This is a genomic window from Pirellulales bacterium (assembly GCA_035656635.1).
GTDB lineage: Bacteria > Planctomycetota > Planctomycetia > Pirellulales > JADZDJ01 > DATJYL01.
In genome coordinates, this window is record DASRSD010000011.1 from 1 (window position 1) to 20,013 (window position 20,013).

11 protein-coding genes are annotated in these 20,013 nt (G+C 55.6%); 6 read left to right on the forward strand and 5 right to left on the reverse strand.

Translation table 11 applies throughout. The features are described from left to right. The 3 genes from VFE46_00970 to VFE46_00980 form a co-directional block, all read right to left on the reverse strand. Positions 1 to 1,199 (reverse strand): hypothetical protein (locus tag VFE46_00970; GenBank protein HZZ26548.1); only part of this gene is annotated, 1,199 nt, incomplete at its 3' end. A 138-nt stretch (positions 1,200 to 1,337) separates the two neighbouring features. After that, the gene (locus VFE46_00975) at positions 1,338 to 1,985 is read right to left on the reverse strand and encodes a PEP-CTERM sorting domain-containing protein (GenBank protein HZZ26549.1); all 648 of its coding nucleotides are present in this window, start codon (positions 1,983 to 1,985) and stop codon (positions 1,338 to 1,340) included. A gap of 303 nt (positions 1,986 to 2,288) precedes the next feature. Continuing rightward, complete coding sequence (locus VFE46_00980) at positions 2,289 to 3,314, reverse strand: dockerin type I domain-containing protein (protein ID HZZ26550.1); 1,026 nt, start codon at positions 3,312 to 3,314, stop codon at positions 2,289 to 2,291. Positions 3,315 to 3,836: 522 nt separating this feature from the next. Here VFE46_00980 and VFE46_00985 point away from each other — a divergent pair. From VFE46_00985 to VFE46_01010, 6 genes are all read left to right on the forward strand, one after another. Next, positions 3,837 to 4,409: a sigma-70 family RNA polymerase sigma factor gene (locus tag VFE46_00985; protein ID HZZ26551.1), complete on the forward strand. Its 573-nt coding sequence runs from the start codon at positions 3,837 to 3,839 to the stop codon at positions 4,407 to 4,409. Further along, on the forward strand, positions 4,406 to 5,788 hold the full coding sequence (locus tag VFE46_00990; protein ID HZZ26552.1) for a FecR family protein: 1,383 nt from the start codon (positions 4,406 to 4,408) through the stop codon (positions 5,786 to 5,788). The genes VFE46_00985 and VFE46_00990 overlap by 4 nt, the downstream gene beginning before the upstream one ends. Positions 5,789 to 5,930: 142 nt before the next feature. Next, positions 5,931 to 7,112, forward strand: coding sequence for a DUF1559 domain-containing protein (locus tag VFE46_00995; GenBank protein ID HZZ26553.1), 1,182 nt, complete (start codon positions 5,931 to 5,933; stop codon positions 7,110 to 7,112). Positions 7,113 to 7,252: 140 nt separating this feature from the next. Beyond that, complete coding sequence (locus VFE46_01000) at positions 7,253 to 7,849, forward strand: carbohydrate-binding domain-containing protein (GenBank protein HZZ26554.1); 597 nt, start codon at positions 7,253 to 7,255, stop codon at positions 7,847 to 7,849. Positions 7,850 to 8,053: 204 nt separating this feature from the next. After that, on the forward strand, positions 8,054 to 8,731 hold the full coding sequence (locus VFE46_01005; protein ID HZZ26555.1) for a malectin: 678 nt from the start codon (positions 8,054 to 8,056) through the stop codon (positions 8,729 to 8,731). Between the two features lie 717 nt (positions 8,732 to 9,448). After that, on the forward strand, positions 9,449 to 16,309 hold the full coding sequence (locus tag VFE46_01010; GenBank protein ID HZZ26556.1) for an autotransporter-associated beta strand repeat-containing protein: 6,861 nt from the start codon (positions 9,449 to 9,451) through the stop codon (positions 16,307 to 16,309). Positions 16,310 to 16,391: 82 nt separating this feature from the next. Here the strand turns inward: VFE46_01010 and VFE46_01015 are convergent, their stop codons facing one another. Continuing rightward, positions 16,392 to 17,750: a PQQ-dependent sugar dehydrogenase gene (locus VFE46_01015; GenBank protein HZZ26557.1), complete on the reverse strand. Its 1,359-nt coding sequence runs from the start codon at positions 17,748 to 17,750 to the stop codon at positions 16,392 to 16,394. 184 nt (positions 17,751 to 17,934) lie between these two features. Beyond that, a complete protein-coding gene (locus tag VFE46_01020) occupies positions 17,935 to 19,362 on the reverse strand; it encodes a DUF1207 domain-containing protein (protein HZZ26558.1) in 1,428 nt (475 codons plus the stop codon). Positions 19,363 to 20,013 lie beyond the last annotated feature (651 nt).

Consider the following 20,013-nt stretch of genomic DNA (forward strand, 5'->3'; position numbering starts at 1 on the left):
ATCCACGGCGCATTCGACGTGTTGCGCGTCGTATCGAATCCGCCATATCCACTGTTTTGCGCACTACTAAAGTCGTACAACTCGGTCCAACTAGGAGTCGCGGCATTGGCGTTGACCGTTCGCCAAATTTGATCGGGTCCCGAGTAATCATCAAACGAAGTCACCACCAACGTATTAGGGTTCTCCGGATCTGCCGCAACTCCGTCATAGCCGAAGTTTCCGTTGGTGGCCACGGGAGAAATATCTGCCCAAACACCAGAGCTGGGAGTGTAGCGGTACACGCCGCCATCCGAAATGAGACCATTGCCGCTGGCTCCGTTGGGCGCCTCTGCATTTCCATACCCCAAATATAAATTGCCGCCGGAAAGCACGGCATGACCGGGCAAAAAGTTTGTCGGAAGAGATCCTGTGCCGGTCACCTCTGTCCAACTTGTGCCTCCGTTGGTCGTTACATATAAATTCGTACCGCTGCTTGTGGAATTAATGCCGACATAAATCGTTTGACTCGCATGGCCGGGAGTTCCACTCGTGGGATCGAACAAAACAAACGTGGTACTCGTCGGGCTAAAAGCGCTAATGCTAATTTGCGCAAAGGAGTGTCCGGCATTGATGCTTTCCCAAAGACCGTGGTCGTTCGATCCCAAAAATACTATGTTACTGTTATTGGGATCTACCTGAATTTGCTCTCCGTCGCCACGGCCATTGGAATTCCCGCCGACGTAAAAACTTAAATTCGTCTGGCCCCAGGTCTGGCCGCCATTGGTGGAATAGAACACTGCGCCGTTGGTTCCGGAGTATTCGCCAACGTCGGCATAAATGTTGTTGGAATTTTCCGGATCAATGGCGAATGCCAGCACGCCAATTTCCTGCTGTTGTGTGCCGTTGCCGGACGTGCCGGTGTTGTTGCCAACGAAATCGAGAAGCTGCGTCCACGTTGCGCCATCATTGGTCGTCTTGTACAAGCCACCAATGTCGGTGCGGGCGTAAATAACATTCTGATTATGTGGATCGTAAAAAATACCGTCGACAAACCCACCGGCGCCAATGGCCGCGTTTTGCCACGTGTAAGCTGATGCGGCAAGCAATTGTCGACATTCCAGACGCTCGATTCGCAAACGCCGGAAGCGAGATTGAAACAATCCGCAGCGCAGCCGGTGCGAACGATTACTGCGCCAGGCGATTTGATCCCAGCGTGACATGCCTCTTTCCCCGATCTAACAAAGCCGCTGTTCCCTTGGCCCTAAAGCAATCCAACTGACAACACGAATAAAAGCGGGCGCGCCTGCATCAGGTGCGCCCGCTTGAGGGAATCCAAATCACCTGCACTGTTTATTATCTTATCCCCGACGGCGAATCGCCATGCCCGCCAAACTCAATCCGCCCAAACCCAACAGCGCCAAGGACGTTGGTTCGGGAACGGTTTGAACGACCACGTTGTCAAAGCTCACAATGTTGTTGGCGTCAAAACCAAAACCGCCGGCTCCATTTTGCACCCGAAAGTTTGAACTTTGTGTCGGATCGAAAGGATTGGTGTTTGTAACGCCGGGAGCTTGATCGAGCGTAAAATGGACATGCGTAAACTGTCCATTCGTCAACGTGGGTGTGAATGTGAAATCATTAGTATTATTCATGATATCGATCCCGATAGGATTATTGGCGCTTTCTGAGCCATTCATAAACAAATCAAGATCGACTGAAATCTGGCTGGGCAGCGTACCGGCGCCAGGAGCGTTAATTACGCCGTACGCCGTAAGTTGATCAAATGTAAAGCTGGAAGCGGCGGAATGATCCCAATTCGCAAAGAATTCATTCGTGCCGCCAACTCCATTTGCATCCACGCCCGCTGTCACGCTGATTCCGCCTCCACCACCGCCACCCTGAGCTTGGTATGCTGTTCCATCGACGTTATTTATTTGTCCGAAGCCTCCTAGGCTGGCGCTTTGTGACCCGATAGCTGCTGAATTGAAGTTTTCGGAGTATAACACCGCACCGGATGCCCCGAAAGCGAACGATAGTGCCGAGAAGAGCGCTATAACAAGACAAACATTGCAAACTCTCATACGGATCCCCTCCCAAGATAGGTCAAAACCAAAAGTTGCACGCCATCATGAAGTAAACGACCAGGGAATCCATTCTCTGGGTGCGATCGCTCGCGTGCCTCTCCTCACGCTCCGTGCGAAAGCCTCCCAGTGTTAACTGAAGTAAATTAGCTCGATGATTCTCTTTCAGTTATTGAGTGTTAGTTTAAGAATGAAACTGAAATTTGCGCTTTGTGCATAATCCATCTATCAACTAGCTCGACGCCGCCGGGCCACGACCACCAGAGCAGGCACAGCCAACTCCAACAGCAGCAATGAGGCTGGTTCAGGCACCCCGGCCACGCTTCCGTTGCCGGCGATTAAATAATCGAGCAACCCTTGTAAATCGACGTTATTCACAACGCCATCATTGTTAAAATCGCCAATTTGCAGCATATCGTTGTTTGTCAATAAATTTGTCGATTCATAAGCGCTCATATTGGTCAGCATACTTTCCATTGCCGTGATATCGCTTGAATCGACATGGTGATCGAAATTAAAATCGCCCAGTGCATAAAAAGCTCGCAGGTTGTCGACGTACATTGTTTCATTACCTGCGGTATATCCGCCGCCAGTTTGAATAAGAATCTGCGTGGGATTTGTCGATGTCGCCAAGGCTGCCTGGTATGCGGCGTTGGATGATACAATTGCATTATATGCATCGGTGCCAAAGACAGTTTGAAAAGCTGGGGGCGGAGTGAAGAAATATTGCAGCGTTGTTTCATTCCCAATTGAGGTTGCTAGGTAGTAATAGTTATAGATTGATTTACCAAAACCAGCATCCGCATTGCTAAGGTCAACATCCCATTGCTCAAAAAATCCAAAGGAGCCTGGCGGAGTATAAACGTCAAATTCGAGACCGGCCGCGTGCGCCAAAATCTTCGTCCAACTTTGCGTGTAAGGGCCTTCCAGCATCTGGCCATAATCGGGCCCAAATGGCCCAGAAACAGTATTGCCGTTTTGGACTTCGGTGGTTTGCCCCGCATCATTGGCTGGGGTGCTGCTAATCGCTAGTGCAGCAACGCCATTTGTTACGCCAGTGGTAGTGCTATAAGTTGCAGCAAAGTTATTGAAATTATTGGTGGAATAGGAAGGCGGGACCGCCCAACCGTCAAAGGTTGGATCGGAAGTGTTATTCCAAGATTCCAAAACATCGCCGTGCGCCAAGCTGACATCAAAGACGAAAAAGGCAATAGCGATCATCCCCAGCGCAATTGCCCGATTTTGCAGTGCCATTGCCGCTTTCTCCCCGAGAAAAACTCAATTAGGCCCTCAATCCACACCCCTCAATACTCGTACCGCAAAACAAAAATGCGGTGCTTTTGGTCCCCCGAAATGGCCCCCTGCGGAATCAATTCACCACAACCCAGAAGCAGAGACTATCCGCAAGGCATTGAAACGACCTCGCTTAGTTTCAGCCGATTCAGCCAAAATCTGACGAAGATTTTTCTTTTTTTTCGTAAGATTTGGCCCTAGTCCGCTGAAATGTTTAGAGCTGCAAGTAAATGGTTCGGGGCATCATGGCTATTTTAATCACTCCCCAAGATTACAGTCGCTCGAACTCGCTGCAGTTCCATGCCTGTTCGGCTGAAATCTGTGCCGCGGTATCGGCTGGTTTCACGGTTCTAACAAAGCAACTTGAAATCACTTATCTTGGCACTGCACCTGAAAGGCAAAAATTGCCCCCCAACCGCTCTCGGCTGGGCCCGGACTAGCCGGGGGCGGTTCCTTTAATATTAAGCTTCGAGGACGGTTTGAATGATTGAGAACGAGAGGCAAGAAGCCGGCGCCAACGCTGATTGCTCAGTAAACCACAATCGGGCAACACGGTTCATCGAGCTTCTTACAGCTCACCAACGTGACCTTTTTGTGTACATAAACACATTGCTAGTTGGTGACTCTTCTGCCATTGATGTGTTACAAGACACTAACCTTGATCTGTGGGCACGGTTGCAGAATTTCGACGAAAGCCGTCCATTTCTTCCTTGGGCATACGGATTTGCTTTCCAGCGAGTCCTCGCGTTTCGAAAAAGCAGACGCCGCTCAAGATTAGTGTTGAACGACGATCTGGTCCAATTGATTAGCGATGTCTGCGTGCAAGATACCACACCTGCTGACGCACGCTTAACCGCGCTGCGCAATTGCCTGGAGAAACTTGATCCGCAGCAGAGTCAACTAATTTGTGATCGATATATCGAAAAAATGTCCGTGAAGACCATCGCGGCTCGCTTGGGCCACACGGCCAATCAAATTTCAGCTCGACTGTATCGAATTCGCCAGACCCTGGGACGTTGCATTCAAGCTTCTCTAGTTGCGGAGATGAGGCCATGAATTCACAGCAGACCAGACTGCTGGACTTGCTCGATTGTATTCTCGATCGTTCTTATAGCGACTCCGAGCAGCAGGAGTTCGTGCATTTGGTTGAAGCGTATCCACAGCTAAAAGATGATTTGATTGAGCAGCTTCGGACACACAGTTTATTGCAGTGGCAGAGCGATATGAACGGGGTGGCGATTTCCTCCGCAGCAGTCGTACCTCCGATGAATTTGTCGGCCAAATCACTTTCCAATCGCATTTCGCAAATTATCGCAAATCGCTGGGTTTGGATTGCGGCTGCCATTTTTCTGATGATTTCCGCGATGGCAGCTTGGCATCACATTCATCAAGAAAATCTAGGACGAGTGGCAGTTGCGGAAGTCGTGGACAACAATCTAGTGACCTGGTCGGACGATAGTTCGGCTTTGTTAGATACAGTTCACGTCGTTCCCGGCAAGCTGGAAATGAATTCCGGGCAATTAACATTGCGATTCCGTTCCGGCGCCACCGTCTGGGTTAGTGGCCCTGCTTCGATGCAAATTGTTTCGGATATGCTTGTCAAACTCGATCGGGGGCAAGCCACGGCGCACGTTCCGGAATGGGCCCATGGATTCAGCATTGAAACTTCCAATGTCCACGTGATTGATCTTGGCACCAAGTTCGGCGTCGTTGCACGACCAGGTGGTACGACAGACGTTGTCGTTTTTGAAGGCCAAGTTGATTTACAACCGACGGCAACGACAGCGCTTTCGCAAAAGCGATTGAACCAGGGCGAAGGAGTGCGTGTTGACAATCAGGGGTCGATGAACCGCATTGTAGAAGTCCACAGCGATTTGCGCGGAGAAAATTGGTCAACTCAGGCTCCGTCCTGGAACGAAGCCACCTTCAAATCGATCCGTGACAACATCCCTTCTGACGACTCGCCAAGTTATTACCAGATTACTCCTCATGGTTTAGAAGACGATTGTCGGGCATATGTAGATTGCACGCACGAATGGAATGGGCTAACGTCCGATGGCTTACCCGATTTTTTAATGCACGCCGATTATGTTCGCACCTGCAACGATTATCGTTACATGAACAATCTGGTGATTACTGTCGAATTGGCGCGTCCTTCTAACGTGTATGTGTTTTTTGATCGGCGCGTTACTGCACCCAGTTGGCTGACCGATCAATTTGAAAATACCGGAGTCGATATCGGCCTGGACGAAGGCCCGTGGTGGAAGGGGGATACCAAGCATTCGGTCGGCGTCGGCGGCGGGCAAAGCATCGATCGCATCTTCTCCGTGTGGCGACGGCGTTGTGAAACTCCAGAAACCATTACGTTGGGTACGATGGGAACCATGAAGGGGGCCCGAGCGATGTACGGAATTGCCGCCAAGCCATTGGATTAATAACTGCAACATTGGTTTCCAGCGCCTTGCGTTTGCCAGCGCTGGTCGACGCCGAACGGTAAGAATCGGTTTAAAATTCTGATTGCCAGTTGAAGATTTGGGGCTTCGACTTGGACGTTCTCTGCAGGTGGGGGAAATGCGCATGTTATCAACTCGCTGGATTGCAAATCGTCGCACGAAAGTGCGATCGGCATTGCTCAAATATGAAATTCCAATCCGCCGGATTGGCTTTACGCTGGTCGAGTTGCTGGTTGTCATTGCCATCATTGGTATTTTGATCGCACTCCTGTTGCCTGCCGTGCAAGCTGCCCGCGAAGCTGCTCGGCGCTCGCAATGCAGGAACAATCTAAAGCAATTGGGTTTGGCCTCGCAAAACCATTGTGACGCCATGAAATATTTCCCGACCGGCGGTTGGGGCTGGCACTGGGTCGGCGATCCCGACCGGGGTTATGGCATCCAGCAACCTGGTGGCTGGGCTTATTCGCTGCTGCCTTTCTTGGAAGAAAAGAGCCTCCGCGATTATGGGCGCGGATTAAGCGGCACCGCAAAGTACAACGCGCTGGCCGTAATGCAATCTCAAACGGTTTCATCGTTCAATTGTCCTACACGGCGCGGGCCAACTGTCGCCGACCAAAACATCGCTTCGCCCAATAACGTCTACAATGCGATTCCGGCCAGCGGCGCATCCACGATGTCGGGCTCCCGGACCGATTACGCTGGCAACGGCGGCACGGACAACACCGGCAACTGTTGCGGAAATCCAACCGGTGGCCCACCCGCCGGATCCGACACCAATGCCGCGTACAACGTCTTGGTGCAGTACTTTAAGGGAGACGGCACCAGCATGAATCCGGGAATGAGCAACTGGTCCAAAGCCAACGGCATAATCTATGGCGGCAGTATGGTTAGCATTCGGCAAATTTCGGACGGCTTGTCGAAAACGTATCTGATTGGAGAAAAGGCGCTGAAGCCGGAATGTTATCCCGGCTCTGGCGGCAATTGCCCCGCGGACGATCAAAGCATGTTTCAAGGCTACGACTGGGATACCGTCCGCTGGGCGGGCAGTAATTCGTTCTCCGTGCCGTCCAGCAAAATCTTTGTGGGTGGCATAGATTGGCGACCGCTGCGCGATTCGGAAATCGATCCCACGACGGTCGTCACAACAACAAGCCCTTACCTCGTGAATTTTGGCAGCGCGCATGCCAACGGTTGTATGTTTGTCATGTGCGACGGCTCGGTGCAAATCATCGGGTATAACATCGATCCTGCCGTCCATTGGAAACTGGCAGCGCGGAACGATGGCAATCAGGTCGATGTGCCCTAAGCAACTATTCCGGCAGTAACACAGTACCGGCAACCCCAAACCGCGAGCACCCCGTTGAAGCCGGCGGCCTTGGGACTCATATTCCCGAACGAAATCAGTACTCGTGCCATTCACAATTAAACACTCCAGGAGTTCCTTCCATGCGATCGATTCCAACATTCATCATGGCAATCACCGTGGCATTTGCCTGCAACACACTGCTGGTTTGCGCGGCCGATCCACCTGCCAGCGGCGATCAAAGCAAAAAAGATGAAATCAAAATCCCGCTGAAAGATTTCAAGTTCAAGCCGCCCGCTTCCGTTTCCGATCCCGATTCCGTGTTCGTCTTCAACGAAGATGAAGGGCGCCTGTGCTTTTACACCAACGGCCCAGCCGAGGCCAAATTCAAGCTGCCCACCGACGGCGATTGGGATGTCATCGTCTCCGCCTCCGGCGATATCGCCGTGGGCGTTCCGCAGACCACGGCCAACGGGAAAAAGGAAGTGAACATTCCCCCGAATTTCCAGCTGGGCTTCGACGGCAAAAACTTCGGCAAGGAAATCACGCTGAAATCGGACGACCAAAAAGATTACAAAATCGTCGTGCCGCTCAAGGCCGGCGAGCATGTCATTTCCGTTGCCTTCACCAACGACACGTATGATCCCGACGGCAAGTTCGACAGCAACCTTTATCTTCACGGCGTGAAGCTTCGCCCGCATCAACCCGACGAGCCGAAAAAAGACGACGCCAAAAAATAAGCGCCGCTCCACCACAGTTGCCGCAAGCCAAATGCTCTTGGCAGCAGGAATTCGAGCGAACTCGCCCACCGTTCCCGGGAAGTAAACCTCGCGGCAGATTGCCTTCGGCCAGCCGCTTGCATTGGTCGCCGGGCGGGATATGCTGATGGCGTTGCCACGCACTTCCGCAAGCTCGGCACGCACTTCAACCAGCGAGGAAAGCCAATGTTGCGCACATCGATTTTCGGCCGGAGTCGTTGGTGTTTGCTGCTGGTTGCCATCGTGTATTCGGGCGGCGTTCCACGGTGCAGCGCGCAGTCGGATAAAAAATCCGCCAGCGATTCCCCCTCGAAGTCCGGCGCCTTGCCCACCATCCGCATGCGCGCCGGCTCCACCAAGCCGTACAAAGATTCCCACGGAAATACCTGGCTCCCCGACGAGCCCACGGCGGAAGGGGGCTTCGCAGGGGGCGAAATCGTCGATCGGGCCGACAACCTCGTCATTAAAAACACCAAAGACCAGGGCTTGTACAAAAGCGAGCACTGGGGCATGGATTCGTTTTCCTACAAGCTCCCCAACGGCAAATACGTGGTCAAGCTGCATTTCGCCGAAACGTACGACGGCATCAGCGGCCGCGGCGATCGTGTGTTTACGTTCAACGTGCAAGGCAAAGAGTTCAAGGATTTTGATGTCTGGGAAAAATCCGGCGGGCCGCAAACCGCTTACGTCGAAACAGTGCCCGTCGAGGTTACCAACGGCAAACTGACCATCACGTTCACCGTGAACGCCGATAATCCGGAAATCAACGGCATCGAAATCATTCCGGCCGACAAAGCCGCCGAGCTCGACAAGGCAGAGGCCGCGGCCGATAAAAAACCCGCTCCGCCCACGACCGGCAAATAAATTTTCCAGGATTTTTTGTTCGCGGACGAAACCAGCACGTTTTGTCGCTCGCCCGAATGCACAGGCTCGGCAAATCTGCGGATTTCCGCGTGATGGCCGCTGACAAAACGGGCTGAGTTTACGTCCGAAAGCGCGGGTTTTCGACAAATTTCTGTCGCCTGCCGGGCGTGCCATTACGCGGGTCGACCGAGGCGAGCCGGCGCTGCTCGCCGGCAAAATATCGGTGCAGCAAAACTTACGCTTGGCAAACCGTTGAGGCTGCTTCGCGCAACTCGCCGACGGAAGATCAGGCCAAGCGCTGGCTGCCGTTCGGTCCACCGGCCGGATGCTGGCTTTTCGCTGTTCCGCTTGCTCGATAGCTCTCATCGGTCTGTTCTCGAAACGCAAGTTCCACTCACAAATCGCCTCGTCTCGCGCAGTGTAGCAAACGAGTGGCCCAATTTTGGTGAGAATTCTTTACCCCGGCAGTCCTCCGCGAGAATCACAGCGCCAACCAGCGGGTCGCGCGGCATAAACTTCCGCCCCACCGCTTGGCACGCCCCGGAGCCTTCCTTCGAACCGCTGCCGCGAAGAAAAATCGAGAATTCCGGTTGGACCGGGCAAAAGGCCCACAATTCGATAGATTTTATTGGAATTTCTATGTATATTGATTGAGTAAATCTGCATGGTTGGGGGGGGTGCCCTATTCTGTTGCCACTTTCTATTTAGGGGGGACCGATGAAGTTTGCTGCCTGGAAGCTACCCTTATTGACCGCACTAACCGCGGTTTCCGCGCTCCTTTTCGCCACCTTACTGCAAGCAGCCGATCAAGCTTGGACCGGCGGCTCAACCACCGACGGAAACTGGAGCGATAACGCCAACTGGCTCGGCGGCGCTCCTCCGGGCGATACTTCCGGCGGCACTTCCAACACCGACATCGCCACGTTCAACGCCCTGGTCGGGGCAAATCTGTGGGGAAATTCTGCCAGTAACCCGGTCGTGATTGACTCCGGCTCGCAGAATATCGGCGGAATCAATTTCGATACCGCCAGCGACAGCTACTTTATCGGCGGCTCGGGCGGCCCGGGGGGCAACTCGCTGCTCGTGACCAATGGCGGCGCAATTCAGATTCTGAATACCCTAACTAGCACCAATGCCATCGAAACCATTAACGCCCCGATCATTATTGAAGGATCGAGTGTTTACACCTTCGCCAACAACAGCGCCAATGGCACGGGCGCGGGCGCAGGCACGCTGATTTTTGGCGGCGGCATTAGCAGCAGTTTGGGTGGCTTCCTCACCCTCAGCGGTACCAATACCAACGCCAATACCATTAGCGGTTCCATCAGCGATGGCGGCGGCAGCCTGGGAATTAACGTCACCGGCACCGGCAATTGGGTTCTATCGGGAAGTAATTCTTATACCGGTTTAACTACGATCAGCGCTGGAACTCTAACTGCGGCAAACGATACCGCGCTGGGGTCCAGCAGCACCGGCACTACCGCTGGTCTGTCGTTCACTCCCTCCAGTGGAACGGCCACGGTCAATTTCACGTCGAACGCGCCTGCCATCGGTCAATTGGCTTCCAGCGGCGCGGGCACCAGCAGCGTGATTTTAGGAAATGCAACGGCCGGTACGCCGACTACGCTGTCAATCGGCGGCAGCGGGAATTCGTTCCTTTATGCCGGCGGAATTAGCGACGGCACGGGAACAAACGCCGGGGCAGTGGGTAATATCATCAAGATCGGTACAGGCACATTTACGTTCAATGGCGCTGCAACTTACAAAGGCACCACGGCCATTAACGGGGGACCGGTCCTTGTGGGGTCCTTGAATTCTGGTTCTATCGGTACGTTGGCGTCTCCCGCTGGAGCAATGATCGTGGGCATCGCCGGCAGCAGTGGCAGCAGCACGGCAGGAGGTAATGCAACGTCCGGCACAGGCGGCCTGACAACCAAACTAACGATTAACACCGGCGCTTCGGTGTTTGTAACCGCTTTATCCCAAAATAATGAAGGCTCCAGCAGCGGCGTAGCCGTGGCGGGCGGCGTTCTCAATGTCAGCGGCCTGTTGCGCGTGGCCAGCGATAACGTGAACCAGCCTAGCGGCCTGTTCATTACCAATGGCGGCGCCGTGACCGCCAACGCGGTGAACATTGGCCGCACCAATCAAAGCGTGACGTCCGTTACCACAACCGGAGGCTCAACCACCCAGGGCATCGATGTCAATGGCGGCTCGTTGACCGTGACTACAACCATTACCTTGACGAATGGGACCGGATCCGCTTCCACGCCGAACATGCGCATCGACAGTGGCACTGTCACCGCCGGCGGAGCAATCATCGTTACTTGTAATAACACCCGTTACGGTTTGGTGGATGTCACCGGTGGATCGTTGACCACCACCGACACGGCCACAGGCATTCAAATCGGCGGCAGCTTTGCGGCGACGGACGGAGAATTGTTGATTCGCAATACCGGCACGGTTACGGCCGGAAAAATCACGTTTGGCAATGCCACGCAAACCTCCGGCAACGATGCGCTGGAGCTGATTGGCGGCACGCTGTACGTTGGTTCCGGCGGCATTGCCACGGGAGGGTTCTCAGGCAGCACCACGACCGCATTTGTGGATGGTCTTTCCACATCGACCGCCGCCGCGCCCATTTTGGGCGCCATCGCCGATTGGTCGTCGTCGATGAATATTACGTTGGCCAACAATAGCACCAGTGTCGCGCCGATTTTCCAAGCGGCTGATTCGTCCGCCGTGGGACATAACATTACACTGAGCGGGGTTTTGTCGGGCACCAGCGGGCTGACGAAGACCGGCGCGGGAACGCTGACCCTGTCGGGAGCCAATTCCTACACGGGCATTACCACCATTAGCAATGGCATCCTGAGCACCGGCGCGACTGGCACGTTGTCCAACGGCGGATCGAACGGGACTGTCGGTAAGGCGGCAAACGCTGCGGCCAATCTCATTCTCGATGGCGGCACGCTGCAGTACGCCAGCACCAGCGGAACGGCGGCCAGCACCGATCGGTTGTTCACCCTGACCCAAAACGGCGGCGGGTTGGATGCTAGCGGAACCAGTGCCGTTACGTTTGCCGGCAATGGCGTCGGCGCGGCCAATGCAGTGGCCATGACGGGTATCGGTACTCGAACTTTTACACTGACGGGAACAAACACCGGCTTGAACACATTTACACCGATTCTGAGCGACGGCCCGAGCGGCTCGATTACTTCACTCAAGAAAACGGCCAGTGGCTCCTGGATTGTCAGCAATAACAATAATTTTAGCGGCAATTTGCAAGTGGATAACGGCAACCTGACCCTGAGCGGTTCGAACTCCTATGTGGGCGCCACCACCTTGAACGGCGGCAAATTGATTGTCTCGTCCACCGGGTTCTTGACGGGCAACACAGCCATTACGGCTAACAGCGGCGCCACCTTTGCGCCCAATCCCAATGCCACGATCATGACCATTGGCTCGACAGGCGCCAGCCTGACGCTGAATGCCGGCTCGATCTTTAATATGCAGGATACGGGAATTGGAACGGTCAACATCAACAGCACCGGCGGCGGCTCGGGCACCGTGTTAACCTTTGGCGGCACCAACGTTTCTCCCAGCAGCTTGAACTTTGACGTCGGCGGCGCGGGTGCGGATCAACTGATCGGCAATAACGGAACCGTTGCCTTTACTGGCACGAAAAACAACATCTCGTTGGACAGCCTAGGCGCGACGGCTCCCGGCACGCTGACGAGCATTCCCTTGATTTCCGTCCCCAACGGCACGCTGGTTCTGGCCGATTTTGCCATCAATCCTGCGCAATTGCCGCTGGTGTTTGGGGCGTCGGCGTACTCGCCCAGTCTGACGTTGGGCAGCGGCGGCCATACGTTGTTGTTGAATTTGACCGCCACTTCGCTGTCGTTCTACTGGAAAGGGGGCGCCGGGGCATCGTGGGCATCGGCGAATAATTTCGCCACCGATGTCAGCGGCGCAACACTGCGGCCTTCAGCTCCGACGTTGGGCAGCAATGTGTTTCTGACCGCCAATGGCGCCGCGTTTTTTTCGCAAACGCTGGACGCCAGTTACAACATTAACAGCCTCAACTTTACCGGAGGCAGCACCTCGGCGGCCACCAATTCCATTACCCTGGCCAGCGGCGGCGGCGGAACGAACACGATCACTTTGGCGGCCACAGCAAGTTTCCAGGACGCCAACAGCAACACGTACGCGGCCGGAACCGGCCTGGTGGTGCAATCGGGTTCGGCTGCCCATACGATTTCGGCCAACGTCATCTTAGGCGCCACCCAAACTTGGGAAATTGATAACTCGGTAGTCAATGCGCTGAATGTCAGCGGCATTGTGAGCGACGGCGGCGGCAATTTTGGCATTACCAAAACCGGCACAGGCGCTTTGAAGCTGGGCAATACCAACACGTACGGCGGATTGACCACGGTCAGCGCCGGCAGTGTGATTGCCGCCAACGACAGCGCTTTGGGCAGCTCGACCGCCGTAACGGCCGGCTTGTTGCTGAATCCCAGCAGCGGCACGGCCAGCGTCAGCTTTACTTCCGCCAGTCCAGCTATTGCCTCCTTGGCTTCCAGCGGCGCGGGCACAAGCAGCGTCGTGCTGGGCAACATTACCCTGGGAGCCGCCACCAATTTGACCGTCGGCGGCAACAACGCCTCCACCTCCTACGGCGGCAGCATTGGCGACGGAACTGGAACTAACGCCGGCGCCATCGGCAGCTTGACGAAGACCGGCAGTGGTACGACGACGCTCAGCGGCACGGGAACTTACACTGGTTCTACCACGCTGAGCGGCGGTGCGCTGGCGATTACCTCCGATGCGGCCATTCATAACGGCTCCGGCGGAATCAATTTCAGCGGCGGCGCCTTGCAGTTCAATAATTACGCCAGCAGCGCGCTGCCGGCGGCATCCTTTGATAACGTTTCTACGTTGAAATTAGGGGCGGGAGTCGGCGCGGCGGCCAGCCTAAGCGCCGTGATTGCCGACAGCTCGGTCCTCACCTTCGTGGGCCCGGGAACATTGCAACTGATCGGCAATAACACCTACACCGGCGGCACAAGCATCAACGGCGGCGAGCTGAATGCCGGCTCCGTGGAAAACCAAGGGACGAGCGGTCCGTTTGGCGCTAGCGGCAACATTTCCTTCGGCGGCGGTGCGTTGCAATACAGCGCCGCCAATCAGTTCGATTATTCCAACAGAATTCTTAGTAGCACCGGTCCCATTGCCATCGATACCAACGGGCAATCGGTCACGTTCAACAACACGCTGGATGCTTCCAACACCGGCGGGTTAACGAAGCTCGGCGCTGGCTCGTTGACGCTGGCCAACACGAATAATTACGTTGGCCTGACCACCGTTAGCGCCGGCTCCTTGAACGCAACCAACGATGCCGCCCTGGGCAGCTCAACAGCCATTACTTCCGGATTGTTGTTGAATCCCAGCAGCAGCGTGACGGCGACGGTGAACTTCACCAGTACGACTCCTTCGATTGGCTCGTTAGCTAGCGCGGCAGGCGCCAGCGGCACTGGCAGCAGCCAAGTGGTGTTAGGGAACGCCACTTTAGGAAATCCGACCACGCTGACGATGGGTGGCAGCAACAATTCCACGAACTTTGGCGGCACCATTAGCGACGGCACCGGCACAAACACCGCCGCGGTCGGCAATATTATCAAGCTAGGTTTAGGGACACAAACATTAAGCGGGGCTAACACCTACACCGGCACCACGGCCGTGAATGGCGGCCCCCTCACGGTGAACGCCACTGGATCGATTGGTTCCCTGGTCACACCCGCTGGTGCAATGACCGTAGGTGCGGCCGGCACTCCAGGCGGAAATACAATCGGCGGCAGCGCGATTGCTGGCGGTTCAACCGCCCGATTGAATGTAAGCGGTTCGGTCACGGTTGCCAGCCTGGCGTTGAACAACGAAGGCGGCACGAACCTGTCGGTAACCAACGGTACTCTTACCGTGAACGGGAATATGGGCGTCAATGACGACGGCAACAACAACCCCGGTTTATCGTCGTTGACCGGCGGCATAGTGAATGTCAACAGCGTGACCGTTCATCGCAGTAACATCACCACGGCCAACAATGTCGGCGCCACGCCGTTGCTAGCTGGTTCTGGCAGCACCGGCTTACTAGTTAACGGCGCCGCATTGAACATTGCGACGACGCTGAGCTTAGGCACCGGCAATAACAGCGCTGCCGCTTCCTCGGCGAATATGCAAATTCTTGGCGGCAGTGTCACCGTCGGTGGAACCACGACTATTACCATCTCCAACGGCACCGGCCGCTGGAGCATTTTGGATATCGATGGCGGGTCGTTCACCAGCAATGACACTATCGGAGCGGGCGTGCGGATTGGCGGCGGGACCACCAACCCCAGCAGCAACGGCGAACTTTTGGTTCGCGGTGGCACCGCAACCATGAATACCGTTACTTTCGGCGATGCCACTCAAACCTCTGGACGCGACAACTTGGAGTTGATCGGTGGCACCACTTACATCGGTGGGGGTGGCATCGTCAACGCCGCTACCAGTGCCACAATCACAGCGAACCTGGGTGTCTCCTCCGCTACCACCGCTCCCGTTTTGGGCGCAACGGGGAATTGGACATCGTCCTCCGCGGTGACTTTGAATTTAGCGAACAACAGCACGGCCGTGGCTCCCACTTTCCAAGCTGCCGATAGTTTAAACGCGCCGCACAACATCACCATTAACGGTCCCGTTACTGACAACGGCTCCGGAACAGCACTCGTCAAAACGGGCGGCGGCAAGCTCACCCTGAATGGTTCGGCATCGTACTCGGGCCAAACCACCATCAATCAAGGAACCGTGGCTTTTGGCTCGGCAAATAATTTGAGTTCTTCCACCGTCCTGCTTAACGGCGGGAACCTGGGAACAACCGGACATGACCAATCTTTCAATCAATTGAACTTGCAGGCTGCGAGCGGACAAATTGACTTGGGCTTGGGCAGTTTTAGCATCCCCAGCAGTCCCAACGGCGCGGTCCACTTCAACGGCAGCGCGGGTTTGTGGGCGGGGGGTTCCGTGTTGACCGTCGATAACTGGACGCCGGGGTTGGATCATCTGTTCGTTGGCTTCGATGACAGCACTGGGTTGGATAGCACTGAATTAGCCGACATCAACTTCTCCGGCTTCGGCACCGGCGCTAAATTCATTCCCGGCGGCAACGGCGAAATCGAGCCCGTCAGCACCCCAGCGGTTGTGTTCACGCTGGCTGGCGACGTGAACAACGATGGGCATTACGATTCCGCGGACATTGTGGCCGAGGAAGCGGCGCTGATTAACCTGGCGCATTACCAGACCACGAATCCTTACGGAATTACGTTGAACGCCGATGAAATGGACGCCGTGCTGGATCAAAACCACGACGGCCTGATCAACAACATCGACGTGCAAGCGCTCATCAATAATTTGCTCAATGGCCAAGGAAGCCAAGCACCGGTGCCGGAGCCCAGTTCACTGCTGCTCTTGGGCCTGGCATTGCCGGCGATTTGGAGCGCGGCCCGTCGCCGCAAAGCGCGTTCAACGAAAGCGGCGTAAGTCGGTTAGGCAAACCAGAACTTCGATAGCCGACCACCGTTGCCGGAAATCTATCTCCTCCGCCAAATTTACTCGGCGCAATTTACTTCGCCGGGATTTCTTTTGCCTGAGTGTCGCTTCCGGCGGAACGGAAGTGGCGAATCACGCCTTGCACGGTCGTGTAGTAAACTTCGCCGGCCTGATCTTCGCCGAAGCTGAACACGCTCAGGCCGTTGGCGCCAACTGTAAATCCACCTTTGCCATTGGGGTTGGCTGGGGCTGGCGGCGGATCAATCGGTTGCACGCTGGTCGTTTTGCCGGTCTTTTCATCGTACCACAGGGCGTACAACCGGCCGGTCACATAATCGGCAAATAAATACGCACCGTACAGTTCCGGCACTTGCTTGCCGCGATATACGTAGCCGCCGACAATGCATTTTCCCAGGCTGTGGTTGTAATCGAAGATGGGCTCGGTGAGCGTGCCGTACGTTTTTTCCGGCGGTGGGCCGGGTTGCGGAGAACGAGGCTTGGCCACCAGCGGATGAAAGCCTTCGCGCTGGTTCCATTGGTAATTGTGGCCGCGCTCGATAATATCCACTTCCTCCCATGTGTCTTGCCCCACGTCGCCGGCCCACAACTTGTGCGTTAGCCGATCGAACGACATCCGCCACACGTTGCGCAAGCCCAGAGCCCAAATTTCTCCGGCGGCATCGGGCACATCGACAAACGGGTTATCTTTGGGAATGGAGTATTTTTTATCGCCATCGGCATGGTCGACGTCCAATCGCAATACTTTTCCCAGCACCGTGGTAATATCCTGCCCATGGCCATGCGGATCGAAACCTGCGCCGCCATCGCCCAGGCACAAATACAAGTAGCCGTCAGGGCCGAAAATAATTGTCCCGCCGTTGTGGTTCCAGTCGGGCTTGGTGGGGGAGCGGAAAATTTCCTCCGCGCTATTGGGGTCGGCCTTATTCGGATCGTCGGCCGACACGTGGTATCGCACCAGCACGCCGGTGTGCTTAGCCCCGGTGGTGGTGTAGTACACGTAAATTTGCCCGTTTTGCTTGTAATTGGGATGGAAAGCCAGGCCCAGGAAACCCTCCTCATTCTGGTTGTCGTGGTAAACAACTTTTTCTTTGAAGCTCAGCATCTCGTGGACATCTTCCACGGTTGGGTCGTTCGGGAAGATGAGAACCTCGCCGTATTGCGAAACAACTGCCATTCGGTTCGTGCCGTCGGGCGGATAGGTTATAAAAATGGGGCGCCGGAAGTTCAAATTCGGGAAGGCCACTTCGGTTTTCACATTCGCGATTGGCTCGCCAATGGGCACCGGATTGGTTTGCGAGTTGTATTCGTCCGCGGCATGGGCGAACGGAGCGGATATAGTGAAAACAGCAGCAAGTAGCGCGGCAGCAGCCAATGCAGGCAGCAAAACAGAAGCAGGCGAGATGCGGCTCATGAGGTTTCCAGCGGAGAAGTGTGGGGGTTTGTTTCGACGGATACCGGCCGCCAAAACGACTCACCCAGCATAATCACCTACGCTGCGGCTGGCCACTGCCTGCGGTGGCACAGTAAGCCTTAAAGAAGCCGGCGGCAGGGGACTAGACCGGTCGACATAAGCAGCAGCGTCGGCCCAAATCCGTTTAGAAGTCGTACCAAATGCCCCAGCCGATGCGAGAAACCGTGTTCGTGAAGAACTCGTACTCGTCGTCTTTGCCGTAAAAGTACTGGCCGCCGATGCGAACATTCGATCCGCGGGCGTACTGCCGCCACATCCAGCCGAACTGCACGCACACGTTGCCGCCATAATCGACTTCCTGCCGCAAATCGCCGTTGATGGCCGCAAATGGGCCGCCGCGATCGCCAGTGTTACGGGCTTGCACCCATTCGCAGCCGAATTGCAGTTCCACGGGCTTGGCGCCGCCGCTGGCCGCGCCCACGCCAATTTCCGCATACGTGCGAAACGCCGGCGTGAAAAAGTAACCGGCGCCCAAAATGGCCGAATCGCGCACGTAATTGATGCGCGTGGCGTTGGGATTAATATACAGCAGGTATTCGTCCCCCACATGTGCGCTAATGTGGTAATATCCCATCTTGAATTCCCACTGATCGCCGCCGTAAGTCAGCGGAATGCCGAAGCGGTAATCGTCGCCAATCAGCGACGTGCTGAACGAATCGGGCGCCAGCCGCGGAAACACGGCCCCTTCAATATCCAATTGCCAACCTTCCGGCCAATTGGGGTCGTCGTTTCCGTACCGCCAAATGCCGGCGCGAGCACCCAGGGTTACGTCCCACATCTTATGAATCACGCCGTTCAAATTGCTCACCGGCGTGGGCGTGGCCGTGGCGCCGTCGGTGCTTTGGTCGAAATACGTGGCGAACCGCGGCTCTTTCGTCCCGGCTAAATACGATTGGTAAATAATCCCCTGCGGCAATACTTGCGAGTGCCAGGCGTTGGGGTCGGAATGATAATCGCCGGTGCAGTTGGGTGTAGCGCACGTGGGTGGTGCGCAATCGCATTGCGCAGCCATGGCCGATAGGTTCGGCACGCCCGTGTCTTCGTGCACCATTTGGCTCCATGGATTCCCATAGACCGACGACGGCCCCGCGGGAACAGGCTCGGCCGCCACGCTGCTGGCCTCTTGAAAGCCAATCAATTGAACGGGAGCGTCGGTCGCATCGTCTTGCAAAAAGGGCGAATTGTAAACCGGCGTAACGGCAATCAGCGAGGCGCGCGGCGCCGAGGCCGCTTCCGGCGCGGTCGCCAAGCTGGGGTAAATAACCTGCGGCGAGGAATTGCCGCTGGGCGCCGGCGAAAGTCCAGCAGCCGGATTGCTCGGCGCTGCATTCACCGCCAAAGAATTCATCGCCACATTTGCATCCGGCGCCGAGGCGGCAATGGTCGGGGGAACCAACAGCGAGAACACGCAGGCCAAAATCGCACGCCGCAAAAGCGGTTGAAACGCGCGCAATATCCGCGGCGAGCGCGCTTCGGCGGGCATCTTGTTGCCCAGATGCCGGGCGCTCGCTCGCTGGCGATTGTGTCGGTGCTGGGGAATCGGCTGCGGCATGAATGCGGTTACCAAAGCCAGCGATCAATCGGAGGAACTCGTAAACAACGACAACCGAAACTCAGTCGGAACGAGGCCGTTCACGGCTGCAAACACACGGGGCGAAAGGACAAACTTTGGAGCGCGGAGATCGGAAAAGGACAGGAACCAGACGGGGGATGCCGGCGGCAGGTTTTATCCAACAGGCATCGGAGGTTCCCTAAGCATCATCGGCAGGGCTGGCAAGGTTTCGCAGCCGGAATGTGGGCATTCGCCCGGTTGTTAAGCTCTAACGGCTGGTGCAGTTACGGTCGGTTAAGTTTGGCAAACTTTGCCGGACGCACACAAAAAAGCAAAGCCCGGGATAGTGAAAGCAAGACACCCTCACCCGCTATTCGCCGCATTTTTTAGAAGGAAGCCAGGAAAGCAGGAAATGTTATTAACACCCGCTATGGCAGCAGTCGACCGGCTCAGCCCAGCGGTTTTTTTTGAGGACTCGGAGACGTCCCCCCTCAGCCACGCGGCCGGTCTAGCTAAGCTGCCCCTTTGCAAGGCGAATCGGGTACGATGAGGGGGTGTTTGTATTCTCACTTAAGCGTCTATTGATAAGCACACTCATGGTAGCGGTCGGCATCGCTACGATTGCGCTCCTGCTTTCAAAATCACCATTTG